This window comes from Streptococcus sanguinis, from assembly GCF_001078705.1.
Classification (GTDB): Bacteria; Bacillota; Bacilli; order Lactobacillales; family Streptococcaceae; genus Streptococcus; species Streptococcus sanguinis_D.
In genome coordinates, this window is the sequence record NZ_CDMW01000001.1 from 1,117,152 (window position 1) to 1,141,098 (window position 23,947).

At 43.1% G+C, this 23,947-nt stretch carries 15 protein-coding genes, 3 tRNA genes and 4 pseudogenes; 2 read left to right on the forward strand and 20 right to left on the reverse strand.

The window, feature by feature from the left end; translation table 11 throughout:
• Nucleotides 1–85: 85 nt before the first annotated feature.
• Both SSV_RS05555 and gyrA read right to left on the reverse strand, forming a co-directional pair.
• Nucleotides 86–841 carry a class A sortase gene (locus tag SSV_RS05555; RefSeq protein ID WP_072074008.1) on the reverse strand — a complete coding sequence of 252 codons (756 nt, stop codon included), beginning with the start codon at nt 839–841 and terminating at the stop codon, nt 86–88.
• Between the two features lie 14 nt (nt 842–855).
• Complete coding sequence (gene gyrA / locus SSV_RS05560) at nt 856–3,315, reverse strand: DNA gyrase subunit A (RefSeq protein ID WP_218054017.1); 2,460 nt, start codon at nt 3,313–3,315, stop codon at nt 856–858.
• 194 nt (nt 3,316–3,509) lie between these two features.
• Here gyrA and SSV_RS05565 point away from each other — a divergent pair, with 194 nt between their 5' ends.
• A complete protein-coding gene (locus tag SSV_RS05565) occupies nt 3,510–4,496 on the forward strand; it encodes an L-lactate dehydrogenase (RefSeq protein ID WP_002895436.1) in 987 nt (328 codons plus the stop codon).
• A 48-nt stretch (nt 4,497–4,544) separates the two neighbouring features.
• Here the strand turns inward: SSV_RS05565 and SSV_RS05570 are convergent, their stop codons facing one another.
• From SSV_RS05570 to parE, 16 genes and pseudogenes are all read right to left on the reverse strand, one after another.
• On the reverse strand, nt 4,545–4,961 hold the full coding sequence (locus SSV_RS05570) for an NUDIX hydrolase (RefSeq protein ID WP_072074010.1): 417 nt from the start codon (nt 4,959–4,961) through the stop codon (nt 4,545–4,547).
• 59 nt (nt 4,962–5,020) lie between these two features.
• Nucleotides 5,021–5,092 (reverse strand) — tRNA-Arg (locus SSV_RS05575).
• An 87-nt stretch (nt 5,093–5,179) separates the two neighbouring features.
• Nucleotides 5,180–6,382 (reverse strand): 30S ribosomal protein S1, encoded by a 1,203-nt coding sequence (rpsA, locus tag SSV_RS05580; protein ID WP_072074011.1) that lies wholly within the window; start codon nt 6,380–6,382, stop codon nt 5,180–5,182.
• A gap of 163 nt (nt 6,383–6,545) precedes the next feature.
• Nucleotides 6,546–6,617 (reverse strand) — tRNA-Gln (locus tag SSV_RS05585).
• Between the two features lie 13 nt (nt 6,618–6,630).
• A tRNA-Tyr gene (locus SSV_RS05590) sits at nt 6,631–6,711 on the reverse strand.
• Between the two features lie 50 nt (nt 6,712–6,761).
• Nucleotides 6,762–6,992: a DUF2969 domain-containing protein gene (locus tag SSV_RS05595; RefSeq protein ID WP_072074012.1), complete on the reverse strand. Its 231-nt coding sequence runs from the start codon at nt 6,990–6,992 to the stop codon at nt 6,762–6,764.
• Nucleotides 6,993–7,097: 105 nt separating this feature from the next.
• Nucleotides 7,098–8,123 (reverse strand): annotated as a pseudogene (locus SSV_RS05600) (branched-chain amino acid aminotransferase); the annotation flags it as partial.
• 169 nt (nt 8,124–8,292) lie between these two features.
• Nucleotides 8,293–10,743 carry a DNA topoisomerase IV subunit A gene (gene parC, locus SSV_RS05605; RefSeq protein ID WP_072074014.1) on the reverse strand — a complete coding sequence of 817 codons (2,451 nt, stop codon included), beginning with the start codon at nt 10,741–10,743 and terminating at the stop codon, nt 8,293–8,295.
• A 178-nt stretch (nt 10,744–10,921) separates the two neighbouring features.
• The gene (locus tag SSV_RS05610) at nt 10,922–11,620 is read right to left on the reverse strand and encodes a hypothetical protein (RefSeq protein WP_072074015.1); all 699 of its coding nucleotides are present in this window, start codon (nt 11,618–11,620) and stop codon (nt 10,922–10,924) included.
• Nucleotides 11,621–11,643: 23 nt separating this feature from the next.
• Nucleotides 11,644–12,134 (reverse strand): annotated as a pseudogene (locus SSV_RS05615) (GTP pyrophosphokinase).
• 31 nt (nt 12,135–12,165) lie between these two features.
• Entirely contained in the window at nt 12,166–12,987 is an 822-nt protein-coding gene (locus tag SSV_RS05620) for an aminoglycoside 6-adenylyltransferase (protein ID WP_072074016.1), read from the reverse strand.
• A 16-nt stretch (nt 12,988–13,003) separates the two neighbouring features.
• Nucleotides 13,004–13,223 (reverse strand): annotated as a pseudogene (locus tag SSV_RS05625) (GNAT family N-acetyltransferase); the annotation flags it as partial.
• Nucleotides 13,224–13,302: 79 nt separating this feature from the next.
• Entirely contained in the window at nt 13,303–14,049 is a 747-nt protein-coding gene (locus tag SSV_RS05630; protein ID WP_072074017.1) for a DUF6261 family protein, read from the reverse strand.
• A 245-nt stretch (nt 14,050–14,294) separates the two neighbouring features.
• A pseudogene (locus SSV_RS05635) lies at nt 14,295–15,419 on the reverse strand (restriction endonuclease subunit S); the annotation flags it as partial.
• A 59-nt stretch (nt 15,420–15,478) separates the two neighbouring features.
• Nucleotides 15,479–17,512 (reverse strand): HsdM family class I SAM-dependent methyltransferase, encoded by a 2,034-nt coding sequence (locus SSV_RS05640; protein WP_072074019.1) that lies wholly within the window; start codon nt 17,510–17,512, stop codon nt 15,479–15,481.
• 15 nt (nt 17,513–17,527) lie between these two features.
• Nucleotides 17,528–19,471, reverse strand: a complete 1,944-nt coding sequence (parE, locus tag SSV_RS05645; protein ID WP_072074020.1) for a DNA topoisomerase IV subunit B — start codon at nt 19,469–19,471, stop codon at nt 17,528–17,530.
• Nucleotides 19,472–19,661: 190 nt separating this feature from the next.
• Between parE and plsY the strand changes: the two genes are divergently transcribed.
• Nucleotides 19,662–20,312: a glycerol-3-phosphate 1-O-acyltransferase PlsY gene (gene plsY / locus SSV_RS05650; RefSeq protein WP_061589022.1), complete on the forward strand. Its 651-nt coding sequence runs from the start codon at nt 19,662–19,664 to the stop codon at nt 20,310–20,312.
• A 39-nt stretch (nt 20,313–20,351) separates the two neighbouring features.
• Here plsY and nt5e read toward each other — a convergent pair whose 3' ends face one another.
• Together nt5e and SSV_RS05660 are read right to left on the reverse strand one after the other, a co-directional pair.
• Nucleotides 20,352–22,511 (reverse strand): cell surface ecto-5'-nucleotidase Nt5e, encoded by a 2,160-nt coding sequence (gene nt5e, locus SSV_RS05655; RefSeq protein WP_072074021.1) that lies wholly within the window; start codon nt 22,509–22,511, stop codon nt 20,352–20,354.
• Between the two features lie 164 nt (nt 22,512–22,675).
• Nucleotides 22,676–23,944, reverse strand: coding sequence for a dihydroorotase (locus tag SSV_RS05660; protein ID WP_072074920.1), 1,269 nt, complete (start codon nt 23,942–23,944; stop codon nt 22,676–22,678).
• Between the last annotated feature and the right edge of the window lie 3 nt (nt 23,945–23,947).

Genomic DNA, 23,947 nt, shown 5'->3' on the forward strand with positions numbered 1-23,947 from the left:
CTCAGAACAAAATTTTAGATAAAAAAACTCCAAAAATTAGAGTTCTTCCTAACCTTTGGAGTGAAATTTTTTTAGTTTTTTGTCTTTAAATCTGCATTTGATTGTAGGACTTACTGAAAGATTCAAGAACTTCCTTAGGAGCCTTTTCATACTCAACAGAGCCTTCTAACGTTCCCTTGACAATAGTCCGGTTGGTTGCCGCAGCATCCTCACAGGTAACCAAAGTAATCTCTGTAACGCCTTCGGTATCCTCAATTAAATCCGTTCGATCCGGAGTTACCGTTTCAACACTAGTGATTACATAAGTATAGACATGCTCTTTATCAGTGATATAGATCTTCATGCCAGTCTTAGCACGATCCAGTGGGGAAAAGAGCATGTTGCTAGCCCCTGTGATGCCAAAGACATGGTGGCTAGCCAAGGCATAATTTCCCTGCCCCATCTGCTGGGTCTCTTTCATCGTACCAGCACCATAATACAATCCGGCATTATCCAGTCCTTTGAAGATCGGCAAATTCATGGAAACTTCCGGAATAGAGATGCCTCCTATAACAGGCAGTTGCTGAGCTTTCCACTGAGCATTGATAACTGCTTCTGTAGAAAGTGACTCTACCTTATTAAAATCAAAGCTAGTCTCAACATTTTTATTTTTATTAATAGAGTCTTTGGAAACCTTGCTGACCTGATATTGGTTGGTATGCCAAACCATAATCATGTTTCGGATTTGCGCATTAAAGATTAAGCCAAGAGCCACAATAATTAATAATGTCGCAACAATATTGATAAAAATATTTCTTTTGCTTTTTTGTTTTCTTTTTCGACTTCTTTTTCCTTGTACCATATAGAGGTCCTCTTTTACGATTCGTTTTCTTCCTCTGCTACATCTTCTTTATCGTCTGCTTCGACGCTTGTAAAGGTGACAATCTGTGCATTTTGGTCCAGACGCATGACCTTAACTCCCATGGTCGAGCGACCGGTCTGAGAAATATTAGCCACACTGGTCCGAATGATGACGCCTGTATTAGTGATAATCATCAAATCTTCTTCGCCAGTAACTGTCATCAGACCAGCAAGAGGCCCGTTCTTATCAGTGATATTGGCTGTTTTAATCCCTTTACCACCACGACCCTTGGTTGGGTACTCGCTAGCAAGAGTTCGCTTACCATAGCCTTTTTCGGTAATGACAAGCACTTCGTCTCCCTCAGCAATCACTCCAGCCCCAACAACCTGGTCGCCCTCTCGAAGATTAACCCCGCGAACACCAGTCGCTATACGACTCATGCTCCGGACAGCTGTCTCATTGAAACGGACAGAATAACCAAACTTAGTACCAATGATAACGTCTGCAGCACCGTCCGTCAGAAAGACATTGATTAACTCGTCTTCATCCTTCAAATTCAAAGCCTTGAGACCGTTCTGACGAATATTAGCAAATTCTGTCACACTTGTCCGTTTGACCACCCCATGACGGGTAGTAAAGAAGAGATAGGAATCATCACTTCGGTCTTGCTGGACATTAATAATAGTCTGAATAGTCTCTCCTTCATCCAGCTTCAAAAGATTGACTACTGGCAAGCCCTTGGCTGTCCGGCCATACTCAGGGATTTCATATCCTTTGAGACGATAGACCCGGCCTTTGTTAGTAAAGAAGAGCAGTCTATCGTGGGTACTCGTTGAAACCAGCTCTTTGACGAAGTCATCGTCCTTGACACCTGTTCCTTGAACACCACGGCCTCCGCGTTTCTGAGCGGTAAATTCAGCCTGATTCAGACGTTTTATATAGCCTTTATTAGACAGGGTAATCAAAACATCCGCTTCCTCAATCAAATCTTCATCTTCAAGAGAAAGAACTTCTCCCACCATCAGCTCAGTCCGGCGGTCATCCGCAAATTTACGCTTGACCTCGTCTAACTCCTCCTTGATAATAGCGATAACGCGCTCTGGCTTAGCCAAAATATCAGCCAAGTCCGCAATCAAAGCAATTAGCTCATCATACTCTGACTGAATCTTATCACGTTCCAAACCAGTCAGACGACGCAGACGCATGTCAAGGATAGCCTGACTCTGGCGCTCAGACAGCTCAAACTTAGCTATCAATTCAGCTTGGGCTTCTGCGTCCGTCTCGCTATTACGGATAATGCGAATCACTTCATCAATGTGATCCAACGCAATCAGCAAACCAGCCAAGATGTGAGCTCGAGCTTCCGCCTTTTCTTTATCAAAAGCCGTCCGTCGAGTCACTACTTCTTTTTGGTGCTCAATGTAAGCCAACAAAATCTCACGTAGAGACAGAATCTTCGGAACACCATTTTGAATAGCCAGCATATTGAAGCTGAAATTGGTCTGCATCTGAGTCAGCTTGAAAAGGTTATTTAGAATGACATGTGCAGAGGCATCACGACGAACCTCAATGACAAAACGGACCCCTTCACGGTTGGACTCATCACGAACAGCTGTGATACCGTCAATGCGTTTTTCCTGCACCAGACGAACAATATGTTCATGGACCTTAGTCTTATTAACCATGTAAGGAAACTCAGTTACGACAATTCGCTCACGACCATTTTTCATCTCTTCGATTTCAGTGCGAGAACGAAGAACAATCGAACCCTTCCCTGTTTCATAAGCCCGGTGAATACCAGACTTACCCATAACCAGTGCACCTGTAGGAAAATCTGGTCCAGGCAGGACTTCCATGATATCGCGAGTTGTTGCTTCCGGATTATCCATGACAAGTTTTACTGCATCAATAGACTCACCGAGATTATGTGTAGGGATATTAGTCGCCATCCCAACTGCAATCCCTGTCGCTCCATTTACAAGCAAGTTAGGGAAACGAGCAGGAAGAACTACAGGCTCTCTCTCACTGGCATCATAGTTGTCAATATAATCAACAGTATTTTTATTAATATCGCGAAGCATCTCAAGAGCAATCTTGCTCATACGTGCTTCTGTATAACGTTGAGCAGCAGCTCCGTCTCCGTCCATAGAACCGAAGTTTCCATGGCCATCTACGAGCATATAGCGATAACTCCACCATTGAGCCATCCGCACCATCGCTTCATAAATAGAGGAGTCACCATGCGGGTGATACTTACCCATGACATCCCCTGTGATACGAGCTGATTTCTTGTGAGGCTTCTCAGGCGTCACGCCCAGCTCATTCATACCATAGAGAATCCGACGGTGAACTGGTTTGAGACCATCACGAACATCTGGAAGTGCCCGAGCCACGATAACACTCATAGCGTAATCGATGAAACTAGTCTTCATTTCACTAGTCAGATTAACATTTACTAAGTTTCTGTCTTGCATTAAAAAATGCCTTTCTTTCATATTAAACTATCCTATATTATACCACATTTTCTTTGATTTTTCAGTATTTTGAACCATTTGTAAAAACGTTTACATCGCTAGATATACAAGTTGACCGTGACAAAATATGTCAAAAGTGGTAGAATGAATGTGTATGGGAAATCTTTCCTAAAAAAATAAGGAGATGTTTAGAAATGACTGCTACTAAACAACATAAAAAAGTCATCCTTGTCGGTGACGGTGCTGTAGGTTCATCTTACGCATTTGCTCTTGTAAACCAAGGTATAGCTCAAGAACTTGGTATTATTGAAATCCCTCAATTATTTGAAAAGGCTGTCGGTGATGCTGAAGACCTTAGTCATGCCCTTGCCTTCACTTCACCTAAGAAAATCTACGCAGCTACTTATGCAGACTGTGCGGATGCAGACCTGGTTGTTATCACTGCAGGTGCACCTCAAAAACCAGGCGAAACTCGTCTTGACCTTGTTGGTAAAAACTTGGCTATCAACAAATCTATCGTTACTCAAGTCGTAGAATCAGGCTTTAACGGTATCTTCCTCGTTGCTGCTAACCCAGTGGATGTTTTGACATACTCTACATGGAAATTCTCTGGTTTCCCTAAAGAGCGCGTTATCGGTTCAGGTACTTCACTTGACTCAGCTCGCTTCCGTCAAGCTCTTGCTGAAAAGATTGGTATCGATGCTCGTTCTGTCCATGCCTACATCATGGGTGAGCACGGTGACTCTGAGTTTGCCGTTTGGTCACACGCTAACGTTGCAGGTGTGAAATTGGAGCAATGGTTGCAAGCTAACCGTGACTTGAACGAACAAGACTTGGTTGATCTTTTCATCTCCGTTCGTGACGCAGCATACTCAATCATCAACAAAAAAGGTGCTACTTACTACGGTATCGCGGTTGCCTTGGCTCGTATCACAAAAGCTATCCTTGACGATGAAAATGCTGTATTGCCATTGTCAGTCTTCCAAGAAGGCCAATATGGCGTTGAAAATGTCTTCATTGGTCAACCTGCTATCGTTGGTGCTCACGGTATCGTACGTCCAGTAAACATCCCACTTAACGATGCTGAGACTCAAAAAATGCAAGCTTCTGCTAAAGAATTGCAAGCAATTATTGATGAAGCATGGAAGAATCCTGAATTCCAAGAAGCGTCTAAAAACTAATTATAAAAAAACATCTCCTGATAAAAAAGGGGGTGTTTTTTAGTTGTTTTATATAGGTTTGTCGGCAAAAATATCTATTAAATAAGGCACGATGAGCTCGCTCTCTATGTCTTTCAAAGAAGAAATCCAGATAAAGTCTGTGTGCTCTTCTGGATCTAATATAATATCACGCTCTTCCAAAATTCTACCCGCATAAACTAAGCGTGTGAAAACAGTATCTTTGCTAGCATCAAACTGACTATCTTCATGGATAATCTTATCAATCCGAATCTTTTGATTAACCTCCTCCATAGCCTCACGTAGAGCTGCCTCTCTAGGCAGTTCATTCTCTTCTACACCTCCGCCTGGAATATCCCAATAAGATGGATAAACATTAGGAAGGCCTCGCTTTATCTTAGAGCGTTTGATAAGCAAATACTTCCCCTCTTTCTCGATTAAGGTATGAGCAATTAATTTTACTGTCATTGCATGTGTTCCTCCAAGAAAGAGCAAAAAAAGACTCCTAAGAGTCCAATTTTAAGTCATCCACCCTGAGAGAATCGAACTCCCATCTCAAGAACCGGAATCTTGCGTGATATCCATTACACTAAGGGTGGCAACTAATTCATTATAACTGATTTTCTCTGAAAATACAAGTGAAAATCAGAAAAAGAAGCTGAGAAAACTCAACTTCTTTTATCTAATTACAATTCAATATCGCCAAACAAATCAGCCATTGAGAATCCAGTTTGAGTTTCTGGAAGTTCAAAGTCACGTTTTTCTTGACGTTTTGGACGACGAGGACGTGATTGACGTTTCTCATCTTTTGGCCCTTCTTCTTGAGCCGGACGTTCTTCAAGAGCCTTAATAGAAAGTGATACACGCTCATCAGCAGCATTCACTTCAAGAACCTTAACAGTCACTTCTTGACCAACCTTAAGGGCATCCTTAGGGCTTTCAACACGCTTGTGAGAAATTTGTGAAATGTGAACCAGTCCATCAATTCCTGGCAATACTTCAACGAAAGCACCGAAATCAGTCAAACGTTTTACAGTTCCTTCAATCACATCGCCAGCAGCAAGTTTTTGCTCAACGCCATCCCATGGTCCAGGTGTTGTTGCTTTAAGAGAGAGAGACACACGTCCTTCTTCTTCGTTCAAGTCAAGAACTTTAACTTCAATTTCATCACCAACTGATACGACAGACTTAGGTGATACGTTGCGTTCATGTGACAATTCAGTCAAGTGAACCAATCCGTCAACTCCGCCAAGGTCAATGAAAGCACCGAAGCTAGTGATGCGAGCAACTTTACCAGTTACAATATCACCAACATTCAACTTACCAAAGACTTCAGCACGTGCTGCTGCAGCTTCAGCTTCTACAACTTCACGACGTGAAAGGATGAAGCGGTTTTCTTTTGGATCTACTTCTTTGATCTTAGCATCAAACTCTTGACCTACAAAACGCTCAGTGTTGCGAACGAAACGAGTATCAAGCATTGAAGCAGGGATAAATCCACGAAGTCCTTCAAACTCAACTGAAAGACCACCTTTAACAGCACGAGTGCCCTTAACAGTGACAACTTCTTCTTCACGACCAACCAATTTGTCCCAAGCTTTGCGAGCTTCCAAACGTTTTTTAGATACCAGGTAAGTTACGGTGTCTGTATCTTTACCCACTACTTGACGAAGAACAAGCAATTCAAGTGTTTCACCTGGTTTTACAAGATCGTTGATATCAGCGTCGCGGTCGTTTGTCAACTCACGAAGAGTCAAAACACCTTCAACACCAGTTCCAGCGATTGCAACATTAGCTTGGTTAGCGTCAACAGTCAATACTTCAGCAGTAACGACGTCACCTGGCTCAACTTGGCTAACACTATTTAGCAAATCTTCAAATTCATTCATCTAAAAAAATCCTCCAACAATCAAGCTTTCGCTTGACATACTACTTATTTATTTTCCTAAGCACCCGCAAATGACATTGATCTATCGTTAACGATTTCCATCCTATAAAGAAATAAAACACCAGAAGACATTTTATTATTTTATCAGATCTATTACCTAAGAACTGGGGTAGCTGGATTCGAACCAACGCATGAGGGAGTCAAAGTCCCTTGCCTTACCGCTTGGCTATACCCCATTAATATAAAGAATGGAGAGAGAGGGATTCGAACCCCCGAACCCGAAGGAGCGGATTTACAGTCCGCCGCGTTTAGCCTCTTCGCTATCTCTCCGACAATCAACGCTATCTATTATAACATTGATACAATGAAAATGCAAGCCCTTATTTGCTTAAATTATAGGTTTCAATCAAAGTTTCCACGGCTCTTTCAAATTTTTTATAAAAACTTTCAGCATTTCCATTTTTGATAATTGCAAACTGGCCATCTAGTTCGGCAATCTCGCCAATAACCTTCTTACCTATAGCAAGACTATAACCGTCAAATTGGTCTGATCCGACCTTCACTTTGCTATCTGTGATTTGAATTTCAATTTTTTTGTCTTTTTTACTCATAACTTACCTCTTTCAAATTTCTATTGTACACGAAAAAGACTGAGTACGCAAGCTATCTTAAGCTAGAATTACAGAAAAACTGCCCAATCAAGGACAGTTTTTAGATTATACATTCACAATCCAATCTTCTGGTGCTTCAACATCACCGAATTGGATACCAGTCAATTCGTCATATAGCTTCCGAGTGACTGGACCGACTTCTGTCTCGCTATAAAAGACATGAAAATCATCGCCGTGCTGGATACCTCCGATAGGAGAGATAACTGCAGCAGTTCCGCAAGCTCCAGCTTCAGTAAATTTACCCAAGTCTGCCAGAGGAACATCTCCTTCAATCGGTTTGAGCCCTAGTCTATGCTCTGCCAGATAAAGCAAAGAGTACTTGGTGATGGATGGCAAGATAGACGGACTGAGCGGTGTTACAAACTCATTATCCTTGGTGATACCAAAGAAATTGGCAGAACCTACTTCTTCAATCTTGGTATGGGTTGCCGGATCTAGATAAATCACATCAGAGAAATGCTTATCCTTAGCAATCTTTCCTGGTAATAAGCTAGCAGCGTAATTGCCACCCACTTTTGCCGCACCAGTTCCGTGCGGTGCCGCGCGATCATAGTCATCTGACACAATGAAGTTAGTCGGAGTCAGACCGCCTTTGAAGTAATTGCCGACAGGCATTACAAAGATAGTGAAAATGTATTCTTCAGCTGGTTTTACGCCGATAATATCGCCGACTCCAATCAAGAGAGGTCGAATATAAAGGGTTCCGCCTGTTCCATAAGGTGGCACATATTCTTCATTAGCTCGGACAACCTGCTTGACTGCTTCCACGAACATTTCCGTAGGAACTTGCGGCATGAGCAAGCGGTCAGCTGTCCGCTGCAGACGATCCGCATTTTTATCCGGACGGAAGAGTTGAATGCTGCCGTCCTTAGTTCGATAAGCCTTCAGACCCTCAAAAGCCTGCTGACCGTAGTGAAGGCAAGGAGACGACTCAGAAATATGGAGCGTAGCGTCCTCAGTTAGGGTTCCTTCTTCCCACTGGCCATTGCGATAGTAAGCTAAATAGCGATAAGGTAGTTTCATATATGAGAATCCTAGATTTTCCCAGTCAAGATTTACAGTCATGGTCTTTCTCCTCTTCTTCCAAACTTCATTTTTAGATACTCCCTATTTTACACCTTTTTAAGATATTTTCAAGTATTATTTTCAATTTTCTGAAAATTTTGTTATTCAGTCTTTTGTTCCGCTATCAAACTTATAGAAATTGAAAAAAACCAGCTCCTGCGAACTGGTTTGATGATTACTTGATATAAGCTGAGAAGACTTCTTCGTCTGAAATGGTATCAGAAATAAAGCTGCCGTTACTAGTTCTCTCAGACAGACTAAGATCAGCTAGATTGATCTCATAGGCAGTTCCTTTATTAGAAAGCACCTGCAAAATCTGCTCCTCGCTGGCTTCTGCTTCTGTTGTGAAAAGGTCGAAGTCCACTGCTTCGCCATAGACTGGTCCAGCTGCAAAGACACGATGTGGCTTGGTCTTAAGCTCTCTCAGAACTTGAAGACCGCGATTTGCCCGACTGGTAACAGGAATATCTGCGACTGCCATACGCTTGATCGAACCGCGCTGGGTCAGGAGGTAAAGTGAGTCTGTATTGGCGATAAAGGCTGCCGCTAGGACATCGTCTTTCTTGAGATTGATGGCTTTAACCCCAGCAGCCTTAGCTCCGATGACAGGAACTTCCTCAATATTGAAGCGAAGGGCATAGCCATTCCTAGTCACGAGCATAACATCATCCAGCTTAATCGGCGCCAGAGCAATAACCTGGTCGTCTTCATTTTTCAGCTTGGCAAATTTAATCGACTTAGACTTGTAGGTCCGCCAAGGACTGAATTCCTTGCGCTCTACACGCTTGATTTGACCTAACTTGGTCGCTGCAAAGTAAGTGCCTTCCTCAAAGCTATCCAGCAATTCTGTATAGATAACCTCTTCCTTGGTATCAAAGTTGCTGATGGTCTGGCTGAGGTGTTCTCCTATTTCTTTCCAGCGGATGTCTGACAGCTCATGAACAGGCCGGTAAATAACATTTCCCAGGCTGGTGAAAATCAATAAATGCTGAGTCGTCTTGGCTGGGCTGAGGAAAATCAGGCGGTCATCATCACGCTTGCCCATCTCCTCTAAGGTCGAAGCTGAGAAGGAACGCGGACTGGTCCGCTTGATATAACCAGAACGAGTCACGCTGACATAGGTTTCTTCCTCAACAATCAGACTAGCTGTATCAATCTCAATGGCATTTGCTGTATCTTGCAACTCACTGAGACGCGGATTGCCAAACTTCTTCTTGACATCGCGGAGCTCCCGCTTCATAAGATTATACATGGTGCGCTCATCACCGATAATGGCAGCCAGCATGGCAATCTTCTCGCGGAGCTCTGCTTCTTCCTCTTCCAGAACCACTACGTCTGTATTGGTCAAACGGTAGAGTTGGAGAGTGACGATAGCCTCAGCCTGCTCCTCAGTGAAATCATAGCTGACCTTAAGATTTTCCTTGGCGTCTGCTTTGTTTTCAGAAGCACGAATCAGGGCAATCACCTCATCCAAGATGGAAAGCACCCGAATCAATCCTTCTACAATATGCAGTCGTTTCTCAGCCTTGGCCTTGTCAAAACGGCTACGAGCCAGAATAATCTCCTTGCGGTGGGCAATATAACTAGTCAAGATTGGTACAATTCCCACCAAACGAGGCGTGAAATTGTCAATAGCCACCATGTTGAAGTTATAATTCACCTGTAAGTCAGTGTACTTAAAGAGATAATTGAGAATCAGTTCAGTATTGGCGTCTTTCTTGAGCTCAATAGCAATGCGCAGACCGTCACGGTCGGATTCGTCCCGAACCTCAGCAATGCCAGTCACCTTATTGTTGACCCGCACATCGTCGATTTTCTTGACCAAGACCGCCTTATTAATCTCGTAAGGAATCTCGGTGATGACGATTTGCTCTTTTCCGCCCTTCAACTTTTCAATCTCAGTTCTAGAGCGCACCACGACGCGACCTTTACCAGTCTCATAGGCTTTCTTGATCTCATCACGGCCTTGGACAATAGCTCCTGTCGGGAAGTCTGGACCAGGCAGAAACTCCATGAGTTTGTCCACCTTGGCAGACGGATGGTCAATCATATAGATAACCGCGTCAATGACTTCGGCTAGATTATGAGGTGGAATATCAGTCGCATAACCGGCGGAAATCCCAGTTGCACCATTGACCAAAAGGTTAGGAAAGGCTGCTGGCAGAACAGTCGGCTCCTTCTCAGTATCGTCAAAGTTCCAAGCAAAAGGAACGGTATCTTTCTCGATATCCTGCAAAAGATAGCCAGCCATTTCAGACAAGCGCGCCTCGGTATAACGCATAGCCGCTGGTGGATCACCGTCCATAGAACCGTTGTTACCGTGCATCTCAACGAGAATCTCACGGTTTTTCCAGTCCTGAGACATGCGGACCATGGCATCGTAGATGGAGCTGTCACCATGGGGGTGAAAATTCCCCATGATGTTCCCGACAGACTTGGCAGATTTGCGGTAGCCCTTGTCAAAGGTGTTGCCGTCCTTGTTCATCGAATAAAGAATACGACGTTGCACAGGCTTCAAGCCATCGCGAATGTCCGGCAAGGCCCGCTCTTGAATGATGTATTTGGAGTAGCGACCAAAGCGCTCTCCCATGATGTCCTCAAGGGACATGTTTTGAATGTTGGACATAATAATTCTCTTTTTAAAAATTTTTTTAATAGTTTCCTTAGGTAGCATGGGACACCAGCAAACCTACGGTTTCATGGCTAATCTGAGAGCCAGAGTCTCTCAGATTGCGATAGACGGCCCTGAGGACTGTCAGAATCACTACGACAGCGATACAGACTCCTTCAAGATCAGTTTTGTGTTAGGACAATAATTTATTCAATTCCATATCAAATTCTTTTAGTTTAGGATAAATGTTTTCAAAATATTCGTCATAATTTTGTGCTCTTTTAAAATCTATTTTTTGTAGAAATTCTTTTAATTTTAAAAAATCATCAAAAACAATTGGTGGAATATTTTCTTCATCTAAAAATAGGAATCCATAGATTTTATAATCCCCGATCGAATTTCGGAGAGCTTTGTATTTATTTTTTACTTCAGGTGGCATTGAACCAGAATCAGAACATTTTTGTTGGTACAACTCATAAAATTCTTCAATTCTCATCAAAGCTTTTTTAAAACTTTTATGTTTTTCAAAAAATACTTTATAATGAACCTGCATGGTCAACTGATTTAACTTCCTAGATTGCTGTGCTAATTCTTTTAGCTCTCTTAGGTTTTCTTCAACTTTTTCTTGGGTTTTGGAGAGTTGATTCTGTTGTTTTGTCAGTTCTGAAATATTTTCGGCGATTGTAGTTTGAATAGTTTCTAACTTTTGTTGCCGTTCATCCAATATTCTGTTCTGATTTTCAACATCTACTTTTAATCTCTTTGAATCTCTCCAAGAAATCCAGAGGGCAAAGATAATAGGTACTATTATTCCTCCGAACTGCAATCCGTGATCAATCCAATCTGTTGAATTAATCGCTCTGATTAATCTCTCAAACATTTCTGGTGTCATTGTTACTCCTCTTATTCACTCTCCTACCTCACAAACTCCCGTTTATACTTGATATGACTGGCGATATTGCCAGTCACATCTTTTTTGTCCCAGAGTTGGAGCTCCCATGGGTAGTAAAAGTTGCTTTTGTTTTTGAAGTAGATATGGATGCCAACATAGCCGTCTTTGTCCCGCAGGTACTATTTTTTCAGGCTGTAGGCGATCTGCCAGTCGTCGAGTCGCTCCATGACTTGGGTAATTTCCTCCGAGCTTAAGATCATGCGGGCACTGAAAATGTCATTGAGGACAGAGTTGGCCGGATAGACCTCCTGTGTTCAGAAAAGCGTGCGACTTTATCCAGGATAGACTCGGAGGTTTTGACACGGTAAACCAGAATGACCTCAATTAGTACCTTCGCAAAGATGTGCTTAAGATTTATTTTCTCTACCTTGTCAGTCTCAATGTAATCCTTTGAACATCCCTCTCGAAGAATGCGGTTGATTTCCGGAATGAAGCGTTCAACTTTTTCTAACATGATATGATTACTATCTATTGCGAGCTAACACTCATTCCCCCACTCCTAGCTTTTCCTTGGCATAGGTCAGCATCTTCTCTGCGCTTTCTTTGTCATAGTGGAAGCCGGTTTTGAGAGAGAAGGCTTGTGCCTCTTTGTGGAAAAAGTCCATGGTAGCTAAGAGAGACTTGGTGAGGCTTTTCTGGTTAGAAAAGTCAAGCAAGGCTGTAAATTCTTTCTCTTTTTCAGCAGGCAAATACTGAAAGAGGTACTTGTAGTTCTTGCCAATATCGACAGTCCCCTTATCTGCTGCCACTTGCCAAGCTAAAAGCTTGAGCAATTCTTGCTGGCAGATTCCATACAGATGATCCGTCGCATAGACCAGATGGTTCCGACGAATGCCCTTGACTACATAAGCTGAGACCCACCAGAATTCATTGCAGGATTTGTCAAAGTCAGTCGCACTAGCTGTTGTCGTCCAATAGCGCTTGGGGGCCGGTGCATAAGGAGCAAACAGCCCCTGCGCGTCATCCAGCACCGTGAAATCTGCTTCGCTATCCACCCACTCTTTAATGTGCTCCTTAGAACAAAGGGTCAAATCTATCCGATTGCCATCCTCAAAAAGCATGAGATAGAGGTGGCGATGGTCTAGTAGGACATGCTGCTCAATCATGCGCTTGCCAAACTGGTCCAACCAAGCAAGGTCAGCCACCATACCATCCAAATCCTCCACAACGTAGACCACATCATAGTCTTGGAACTCGTCTTTGGGAGCCTTTGGATTTGTCCGCGAGCCGGACATAGCGACAGCGTCAACCTGTAGCACTTTTGCAGTTTGCAAAATCACATTAAACATCTCGGTTTCAGTTCTCATGGGAATACCTGCCTTTTTAGTGAAAACACTTGATTCTGTAGAGGACATGTCTATAAAGGGGGACTGTCTGCTGGAACTTTTTCATTATCAAATTCTTTGACAAATTCCATGCCTAGTTTTTGCATGACTTTTTGCGAAGGGAGATTGAGTAAGGATGTAAAAGAGTAAACTTCTGACAAGCTAGCTAGCTGGAAAGCGAAGTCTAGACAGGCTTGGGCAGCCTCTGTCGCATAACCATCTTGGCTAGTTCAAGCGAATCCGTCAGACCCAGTTTATTGTCAAGCGTCATTGGCTGTCTCCTTTCGTCAGAAGTAGCTAGTTCGCCTCCGCCACTTCTTCTTTCACTTTCTTAGCTGGTTTGCGTTTTTTGTAGCGGCTGCGGATGGTATTGAGGTGGTCGCGGAGATTGACCACGTGAGTTCTTTCAGGATAAGCGTAGGCAATGATCGCAGTGAAATCGACTAGAAAATCATAGATTTCTTGCAGCTTGAGGCGGACGTTCTTATTCTGGCTCGGTGTCTTGCCCTTGAGCTCAGTCAGTCGCTCCTTGTAGACCTTTTCAAAGGCCTTCTGAGCAGCAGCCAGACTGTCGACATGGGCTTCCAGATGAAGCTTAGCCAGCGCTGTCTGGTAGGTTGGTTTTTTCAGCTCTTGGAGCAAGTGGTTGATGCCCTCGGTCTCCTTTTCCAAGCTAGTCGCAGCTAGGCCAATGTAGTTTTTCAGGATCTGAGACAGGGTCTCATAAGCTTCCTTGGTCGCTGCATCCTTGACCCGTGCAAAGGCCCGAACCAAAGACTGGAGCGTACCCAAAGCATCATCACGCTCGCGGTCAGCCTGATCTAGACTAGCCACCAGCTTGCTGGACTTGGTCTGATGAAGCCCGCCCTGCAGCTGTTCCAGAAGTTTGTCCATCTCATCCAGCTTGGTCGTGTAAATGCCGTCCACCTTATTTTCCTTGATAAAAGTTGCAATCTCGCTCCGACTCTCAGACATGAGCTGGAAAAATTCGTTGTTTTCCAAAGTCTGAACATCTACACTAGTAATTCCATAAATTTTTTTCATTTTTATAATCTCCTAAATTTTTTATTTATTTTAACTTTAATTCCCTTTTTACCTTTCCTGATTTTCAGAAAAAGTTTTTTGCTTAAAAACTACTTGCCAGAAAAACAAACGTTCGTCTTTTACTCAAAAAATACTCGCCAGATTTTCTGCCAAACAGAATTTGCTAAAAAATGCCTTATCAGAAAATCGGACGGTCTCACTTAAGCTCTGGCGAGCTTGACAGAAAATCGGACGAATGGAATTATTTATTTTGCCACAATTTCTTTTGCTGCCGCAATTTTCTTATCTGTCCACTGCACTAAGTCTTTGATGACAATTTTCTCAACGACTTTAATAAAATCAGACATGAATTGATAATCAATTTGACCATTTTGAGTAGGAAGTTGAATACTTTCTTTTTGAACTTTTGACCATACAGCTTTATTTTCCCAACCAAATCTTTGTTTAATTGACTTTTGAATTGATGTTGCCATAAATTTCAACTGTGATTCCGTAACATTTAACTTAGATTTGATTAAATAAGCATCCCAAAGAACTCCTACTCTGTGAACTTGTGGATACACAGTCCCAGTTGCAACAGCACCGTTACTAATAATATCGATAGTCATCTCTGCGCTATCAAAATCCTCAGTTCTACCATAAAACATTATACCATTTCCACCAATTTTCGCATTAACAAGCGGAAGATCGAATTCTTTGGTGGGTTTTTGTGATGTATCTCTTAATTTATCAAAATTAGCTCTATGACATTTCAACTCTAATTTCGTAAATAATTTGTTAATGACACAGTATTCCCACTCCTCTACTCTACTCTTAGTATCGTTGAGTTTGTCAAATCTGTCAAGGATTTTCTCATCATTTTTTGTGAGGTGATAATCCTTGAGATTTGTTACTGTTAGATAAGCCTCGAGCGTCTCGATGCGTTCAGCCTCGAGCGCTTTGATGTAGTCTTCCATATATTTAAATGCCGGTTTATTATTGTGGTAAGGTACGGTAACTAAAATCTCTTTTGCCTTATCTCGATTAAATTTGTTTCCATAGTCAAATTTCCCTTTTGTAGCCGTTCTAAAACATATTACAAAATATAGCAAACTGTACTTATCCCACTCTTCATATGGAAACATTCCCTGTACATGCGAGTAACCTATAAAATCATTTGGTTGATAAAAAATACTATCCGATGTAGTTGTATCAGAAAAAGTAATTATATTTCCCTGCTCTGTAGGTTCTAAATCAACAAAACCCCCAATTCCATTATTTTGGCTGGAATTAACTACAACTGGTACTGAACCAGAATTAGCAAACAGTTTCTGATTTGTTAGACCATAATTTTTAGTGGGACGAATATGAAACAATTTTCCCACTTTGACTTCTCTCCACTCGCCCCCGCTAGCTTCAAATTCTTCATTTAATTTCTGAAGACGAGGGCTTAAGCTTTTTTTGAGTCATCATCTCCCTTGTTTTTTAGAAGTTGGTCAACTTCCCAAGCTAGGTAGTCGGCAACAGTCTTTTTAAAATCGTCCAAGGTTGGTTTGGTATCAATTACTTGATGCTGCTCAAAATTCCAGTCATTACCTTTATCAGTGATAAAATCTTCAAAATAGACTTGTTCTAAATTCCAGAGCTCTTGATCAACTTTTGCACGAGTTCCAGCTTTGTAAATCTTGATAATATCCTGGTAACGCTGAACAGGACTATCTATTTCTGAAATTCCTCGTTTTGCACGTTTATATCCATCATTTCTGAAATCAATAAATTTAACCGTCTGCTCATAGTCATGTTTTTTATGAGCTTCAAAAATATAAATAGAGGTTTGTACTCCTGCCATGGGAACGAATAGATCAACTGGCATTTTGATTGAAGCTAACAATGTATGTTTCTTCAAGATAGCCTTAGCAGTCTCTGTCGCCTTACCTGAGCCAGCACTATCTTGGATAATAATAGCACCAAGTCCGCCTTTCTCCATTTTATCCAGACCGTAGGCAATGAATGGCAGACCATTTTCTTTGTAAGAAAATGGAGGATTTAGCAAGACACGATCTGCTTTAAAGTCTGCAAAAAGACTTTCAGGACGATTAAAAGCAGAACCTTTTTCAATACGACTAGAACCGTCTCCACGCAAAATCATATTAGTTGTCGCCAAGGTATACATCTCTGCATTGAGTTCAATCCCTAAAAGATTATTTCGTTTAATGTGTCTAATTGTTTTTTCTGCTCTAGTTGTTCCTTTACCATACTTTTCATTAGCACTATCTGTCATTAATTCCATAGCAGAAATCAAGAATCCAGCAGAACCGGTTGCCAAGTCCATCACCTTGTTATTCATATCAATATCAAGAATTTGAGACATCATTTTGGTCACATAAGGAGGAGTCAATACGATTCCGATTTCCTTCCCATCACCAAGAGCATATTTAAGAAACTCAGAGTACATCTCGCCCATAATATCAATATGACCACCTAAACCATCAATTGATTTAAAGATATATTCAAAAATGAAAGTGAAAATTTGCTTTGTCACTGATGATGAGCCATCAATAAACTTAGCAACTTCTTTATCCGTCTCATGTAATTCATCTCGTTGACTATCCTTGGAAATTTCACCAAAAGATGCCATCATCAATTTCAATTTTTCAGAATTAATATTTCTTTCATCTAAAAAAGATTTAATTTGATCAACAACTTTTTTACCATCTCGTTTAGATGCCGATTGGATACCTTTAAGATCATCAGGAGTTAAACCATCATCTACATGTTTTCCATCGCTATCAACTACTTCCTGCATAGCTAAAAGCATACCAGACACATACAAAACTCGCTGTGGAGCAGTAATATTATGATTGTGCATAAGCTTATTTAACTTTTTAGCATAATTTTGCAACGTTGCCTGGCTATCAATAAGAATTTGATGTTTGTCTTCTTCACTAAGTTTTGCTTCATTATAAAAATCAGCAAAAGTTTTTTCGTTTTCGAGAAAGTCTAAAGTTGTAACAGTTGTAACTTCTTTATGGGCATTTTCTGCAGAACCAAAAACATAATAGACTTTAATAGCAACATTTTCGGCATTATCACCGGCAATTCCAATCGCAATAACTTCATTGTATTTCCCACTATCAATTACCTTACGAGAATAATGAATAGCACCATTTACAGCAAAAGAATTAACTGAGTTATAGTCAAATTTCAATCCATCTTTTGTTTGAACTACCAATTTATTCAGTTTAAGCTTGTCCTCAATGATAACAGGCACTTTGTATCTATCAACATATTTTTCAACATGAAAGTCTGGCGTACCAGTCTTCGTCTTCATTTTAGTCTTAGCAGCTCCTTTCAGAGCTGATTTAAGCTTAGGACTCATTGCCGATTCTTCGTTAAAATCTACAAGTTTGACTAATCCTAAACCCTCTAACTGTCGTTTTACCCAATCGTTCACATCTGATTCTAATTTCCAATTTACTGTCATGTTTTATCTTTCTTATTAAAATGCTGTTACTTCCTCAAGCGTAAACTTGACGTTATCCTCAATCCACTTGCGGCGTGGTTCAACCTTGTCGCCCATGAGGACATTGACACGGCGTTCGGCCCGGGCCAGGTCTTCGATGGTAACACGGATGAGGGTGCGGGTGTCGGGATTCATGGTGGTCTCCCAGAGTTGGTCAGCGTTCATTTCACCGAGCCCCTTATAGCGCTGAAGCATGGCACCCTTGCCAAACTTGCGGCGCAGGTCATCCAGCTCGCCATCGGTCCAGGCATACTCGACGACTTCGCTCTTGCCCTTGCCCTTGGACATCTTATAGAGAGGCGGCAGGGCGATATAGACGCGACCGGCCTCGACCAGCGGGCGCATATAGCGATAGAAAAAGGTCAGCAGCAAGGTCTGGATATGGGCACCGTCGGTGTCCGCATCGGTCATGATGATGATCTTGTCATAGTTGGCATCCTCAAGGGTAAAGTCTGTCCCAACACCCGCTCCAATCGTGTAGATCATGGTGTTGATTTCCTCGTTCTTGAGAATGTCAGCCATCTTAGCCTTGGCAGTATTGATAACCTTACCGCGCAGGGGCAGGATGGCTTGGAACTTACGGTCACGGCCTTGCTTGGCAGAGCCACCGGCAGAGTCTCCCTCGACCAGATAGAGTTCGTTCTTGGCTGGATTCTTGGACTGGGCCGGGGTCAGCTTACCAGACAGCAAACCCTTGTCTTTCTTATTCTTCTTGCCGTTCCGGCTTTCGTCACGCGCCTTGCGGGCTGCTTCCCTAGCATCTCTGGCCTTGATAGCCTTGCGGATGAGATTAGATGCCAGCTCACCATTTTCCAAGAGGAAGAAAGTCAGCTTGTCAGAGACAATGGAGTCCACGGCCGGACGAGCCAAAGGGCTGCCCAGCTTGTCCTTGGTCTGGCCTTCAAACTGCAGGTGTGCCTCAGGGACGAGGATGGACAGGACAGCTGCCAGACCCTCACGGTAGTCTGAGCCTTCCAGATTCTTATCCTTTTCCTTTAGCAAGCCAGTCTTTCTGGCATAGTCGTTCATGGCCTTGGTAATAGCGGTCTTGAGCCCCGTCTCATGGGTACCACCGTCCTTGGTACGGACGTTATTGACAAAGGACAGGATATTATCGGCGTAGCCGTCGTTGTACTGGAGAGCCACCTGAACTTGGAAGCCACTCTCCTCGCCCTCGAAATAGAGGACAGGAGTCAGGGTTTCCTTGTCTTCATTGAGATAGCTGACAAAGTCTTCAACCCCGTTCTCATAATGAAACTCTACTTCTTCGCCAGTCCGTGCATCGGTCAGCGACAGGCGGACATTCTTGAGCAAGAAGGCTGATTCTTTAAGCCGCTCCGCAATAGTGTTGTACTTGAAGTCCGTCGTTGAAAAAATCGTATCGTCTGGCATGAAGGTCACTTTGGTCCCAGATTTGGACTTAGGTGCCGTGCCGATTTTCTTGAGCGTAGTGACTGGTTTTCCACCATTTTCAAAGCGCTGCTTGTAAACAGTCCCATCCCGTGTGATTTCCACTTCCAGCCAGCTAGACAGGGCATTGACAACAGAGGACCCTACACCGTGAAGACCGCCCGAGGTCTTATAGCCACCTTGGCCAAACTTACCGCCAGCGTGGAGAACGGTGAAGATGACCTCAACCGTGGGAATGCCCATAGCGTGCTTGCCGACTGGCATCCCGCGTCCGTGGTCTGCGACAGTCAGGCTGCCGTCCTTGTTAATCGTCACATCGATCCGGTCACCGAAGCCTGACAGGGCTTCATCAACAGCATTGTCCACAATCTCCCAGACCAGATGGTGGAGTCCCGCTCCGTCGGTCGATCCGATATACATCCCTGGACGTTTGCGGACCGCATCCAACCCTTCTAATACCTGAATGGCATCGTCATTGTAATTGTTAATATTGATTTCCTTTTTTGCCACAAGAACCTCCTAATGATTCATCTTTTCTATCTTACAAGTTTTTGGCAAATATTGCAAAGATTTTTTTGAAAAAAATGCTGATGAGGACTGATTTTACACGAAGAACAATCCACTATCCGAGTAGACATTTCCTGCTATAAATTCTATCCTTTTCTATTGTAAGAAAGCGAAATAATGGTATAATAAAATCATGATGAACACGATAATTGGATTAATACTAGCATACTTACTGGGCTCTATTCCGACTGGACTTTGGATTGGGCAAATTTTCTTTAAAAAGAACCTGAGAGAATACGGCAGCGGCAATACTGGAACGACCAATACTTTCCGTATTTTGGGAAAGACTGCTGGGACGGCTACTTTTGCTATCGACTTTCTCAAAGGAACTGCAGCGACCCTGCTGCCTTTCTTTTTGCATATTGAGGGAGTTTCGCCGCTTGTCTTTGGCCTCTTGGCCGTAATTGGCCATACTTTTCCCATCTTTGCTGGCTTTAAGGGCGGCAAGGCAGTGGCAACCAGTGCAGGGGTTGTTCTGGGCTTCTCACCAGCCTTCTTTGTCTATCTGATTATCATCTTTGCCAGCATCCTCTATCTGGGAAGTATGATTTCTCTGGCAAGTGTGCTCTCAGCAGTCATCGCTATCCTGTCGGCTCTGCTCTTTCCTCTAGTTGGCTTTATCCTGCCCAGCTATGACCTCTTCTTTACTCTGATTATCATTGTGCTAGCTTTGATTATTATCTTCCGGCACAAGGACAATATCCAACGTATCAAACAGAAAAAAGAAAATTTAATTCCTTGGGGCTTGAATATCACCCATCAAAATCCTGAGGCTAAGAAATAAAACGGAAGTGAACAACTTCCGTTTTATTGTGTCTTCTAACTAGTCTTCTTTATGACTTTTCTTGATTCCTGCCAATCCAAAGAATCCTAAAACCATACCAACTAGGCTCAAGGTAACTGCTGATTCGCTGCCTGTTTGTGGTAGTTCTTTAGCTGCAGGGTCCTTAGTGAAGGTCTTGGCAACATGCACAGGCACTTGCTTAGTTTGATTTGGCGTGTTGGCCATTGGAGCTGCCTGTTTTGCAGGATCAGCTGCTTTAGCACCAGCTGGGTAGGAAGCCGCATTAGCCGGATCCGTTCCTTGCTTGATTTCTTCAATATCAGTGTAGCCATCACCATCTGTATCCTTAGTGGATGAAATAGAGATAGCACGTGAGTTTGGATTGATAACTGCATAGGTTGTCAAATCAGCTTTTGCAAGATAGTCTGCGAAAGCCACATCCATAGATGGTCCTTCCTCGCGAGGGCCGCCTAGCATGGTATAGCCGTCACCACCAGCAGCCAAGAAGTCATTAGTCGTCAGATAATAAGTCTTATTTGGATCAAGAGGCTCATAAACACCAGTTTCTTTGTTCTTAATCTCAATGTGAAGGACACGCTGATCAGCCGGCAGAGTAGTATCGTTGTAGACTTTAGCTCCAGATATTTGCAGGTAGCCACCGCTTGGTTCTAGCAAGGGTTGTCCGTTCTCATCCAGCACAGGCTTGCCATCTTTTTCCTGAAGAATAGAGCCCAGAGATTTGGCAAACATATCTGCAATATTTTGACCAGTTACCTTGATTTGAGAAATAGTATTCCCAAAAGGTAATACGGCGATAACATTTCCCTTGGTGATTGGCTTGTCTTTGGCAATAGTTTCGCGCAGGCCGCCTCCGTTAGTAACAGCTAAGTCTGTTTTATTGGCAAAGCCAGTTTGACCATAATCGTAGAGAGCATCGGCTACGACATTACCCAGATTGGTTTCGCGAACGCGGACATTTTCACGATCGCCATTAAGCTCTACAGGGCTGTTTGCAACGATAACTTTGGCATTATCTGCGTCGTATCTGGCTTTAATCTTGCTGACCATGTCTGCTACAACTGGGTCTGGAGCGACTTTCTTAGCTATTTCAGCAGGGATTTGCTGAGGATTGCCTAGCAGTTGATTGGCCTTGAAAGTCACTTTTCCGATATTGTGTAGGTAGCTACCGGTCTGGTTGTAGGTTACATTATCGCCATAAGTTGTAGAAGCTACTGTGTGGGAGTGGCCGTCAATAACGGTTACACGTTTGCCCTTGAGCTTAGGATTTTTGGAAAGGGCCTCAGATAAGGTTGAGCCGCGCCACTCAGTTGGAGTGGTCGTATCAATACCTAAGTGAGCCAGGACAACATAGTTTTTGTAGTTCTTTCCTTCTGCTGCTGCGCGTGCTTCAATTTCGTCAATAACCCGATTAACCTCTGTAATTGGATCAGTGAAGGTCACACCTTGGACGTTTTTAGGGTGAGTTTTTGTAGCAGTTTCTGGTGTTGTCACACCTATTACCACAAACTCATCTCCCTCAACCGCTGGGTCCTTGTCCACAATGGTAGATGCTTGGAAGACTCGAGCATTATTGGCGTAGGTGTTAGAACTGAGGAGTGGGAATTTAAGAATTTCCTTGTATTTCTTTGCCTCATCCAGACCAAAGTCAAACTCATGGTTACCAACTGCCATAGCATCGTAACCAATTTCATTAAGGATTTTCGCCCGTTCTTCCCCTTTTGAGCTATTGGAAATTGGCAACCCTTGGAAGGCATCACCCGCATCCACGACTAGAACCTTAGGATTTTTAGCACGTTCTTCCTTGATAACAGTAGCTAGCTTGGCATCACCGATAACGCCTTTTTCTTCTACGATGCGGCCGTGCACATCGTTGGTATGGAGAATCGTAGCCTCTGGCAGATTTTCAGACTGGGCTGGTGCTGCAGCGGCTTCTGTCGCAGCTGGAGGAACCTGAGCAACTGCATCCTGACTAGTTGCTGCTGGTTTTTCTTCTTCTGAAGCTGCTGGAGCAGTTGGTTGCGCTTCAGAAGCTGTCTCAGCAGCTGGCTGATTGGTCAACTCCGTCGTTGCAGGTTCAGGACTAGCCTGAGCCTCTTCCGCAGAGACTTGATGCGCCAAAAAAGCAGGTGCCAAAAGCACTGTTGATAGAACAGGTAAGATGAAAAATTTCTTCTTCATATTAACGAACACTCCTCTTTAGTATTTTGTTATATTATACATCTTTTCGGTTCAAAAAGGAACTAAACTACTACTATTTCAACAAACATTCGTATTTTCAGAAAATTCCCAGAAAGTTTTCTGTGTTAAAAAAGACCCTGAAATTCATCAGAGTCTTATTAGTATTATCCTTCAAAGACAACTTCCCCATCACAGATGGTAAACTTCACTTGGCCTTTAAGTTTTTCACCAACGAAAGGTGAATTGGCAGCCTTGGAGGCAAAATGGTCAGTCACAAGTATATCTGCTTCTGGGTCAAATATTGTCAAATCGGCTGGACCATCCTGAGCGATGAAGCCAGCATCAAAGCCATACAATTGAGCCGGATTAAGAGTCATTTTTTCCAAAAGTTCCATCAAACTCAGATGACCAGCCTCAACAAGGTAGGTCAGACCTAGAGAAAGCGAAGTCTCAAGACCAGTCATACCAGAAGGCGCCTGCGTGATATCGGCTACATTTTTCTCGTCAGCATGATGTGGAGCATGGTCCGTCGCAATGACAGAAATGACACCAGACTTGAGCCCCTCGATAACCGCCAGACGGTCCGATTCTAAGCGCAGAGGTGGATTCATCTTAGCATTGCTGCCCTTGGTCAATAGCAGAGCTTCTGTCTTAGAGAAGTGCTGAGGTGCTGCTTCAGCAGTGACTTGAGCACCTAGCTTCTGAGCGAATTCCACAACCTTTACACTCTCAGCCTTGGACAAATGCTGGATATGCACATGAGCCTTTGCATCATAAGCAATCATGACATCGCGGGAAATCATGCTGTATTCTGCCACACCTGTCGCGCCGCAGATATGAAAATGCTCTTTGGCAATATGCTCATTGAAACCAAGGATTCCGTTGAGATTGGGATCTTCCTCATGCAAGCTGATAAAGGTGTCATTTTTACGCGCTTCTACAAGGGCTTGGCGGACAATGCCAGCGTTGGTCAACGGAATACCGTCATCAGAAAAACCTACTGCTCCTGCTGCCAAGAGACCTTGAAAATCTGTCAGATGCTGCCCGTCAAAATTCTCTGTAATCGTTGCGACCGACTTAATATGGATATTTTCACGACTAGCCGAGTCCAGTACTTCTTTCAGGGTTTCAACCGTAGAGATGGTCGGATTGGTATTGGCCATCATAACAACAGTCGTAAAGCCTCCTGCTGCTGCTGCCAAGGCCCCCGTATGAATATCTTCCTTATGAGTCTGGCCAGGCTCTCTAAAATGAACATGTATATCCACCAAACCAGGAGCCACAACCAAACCATTGGCATCAATAACTTTTGCATTTTCTTCCTGCAAATCTTGACCGATTTTGACAATTTTCTTCCCCTCGACCAAGAGGTCAGTAATTTGGTCAAAACCAGTCTTAGGATCCATAACTCGTCCGTTTTTGATTAATAGCATCAT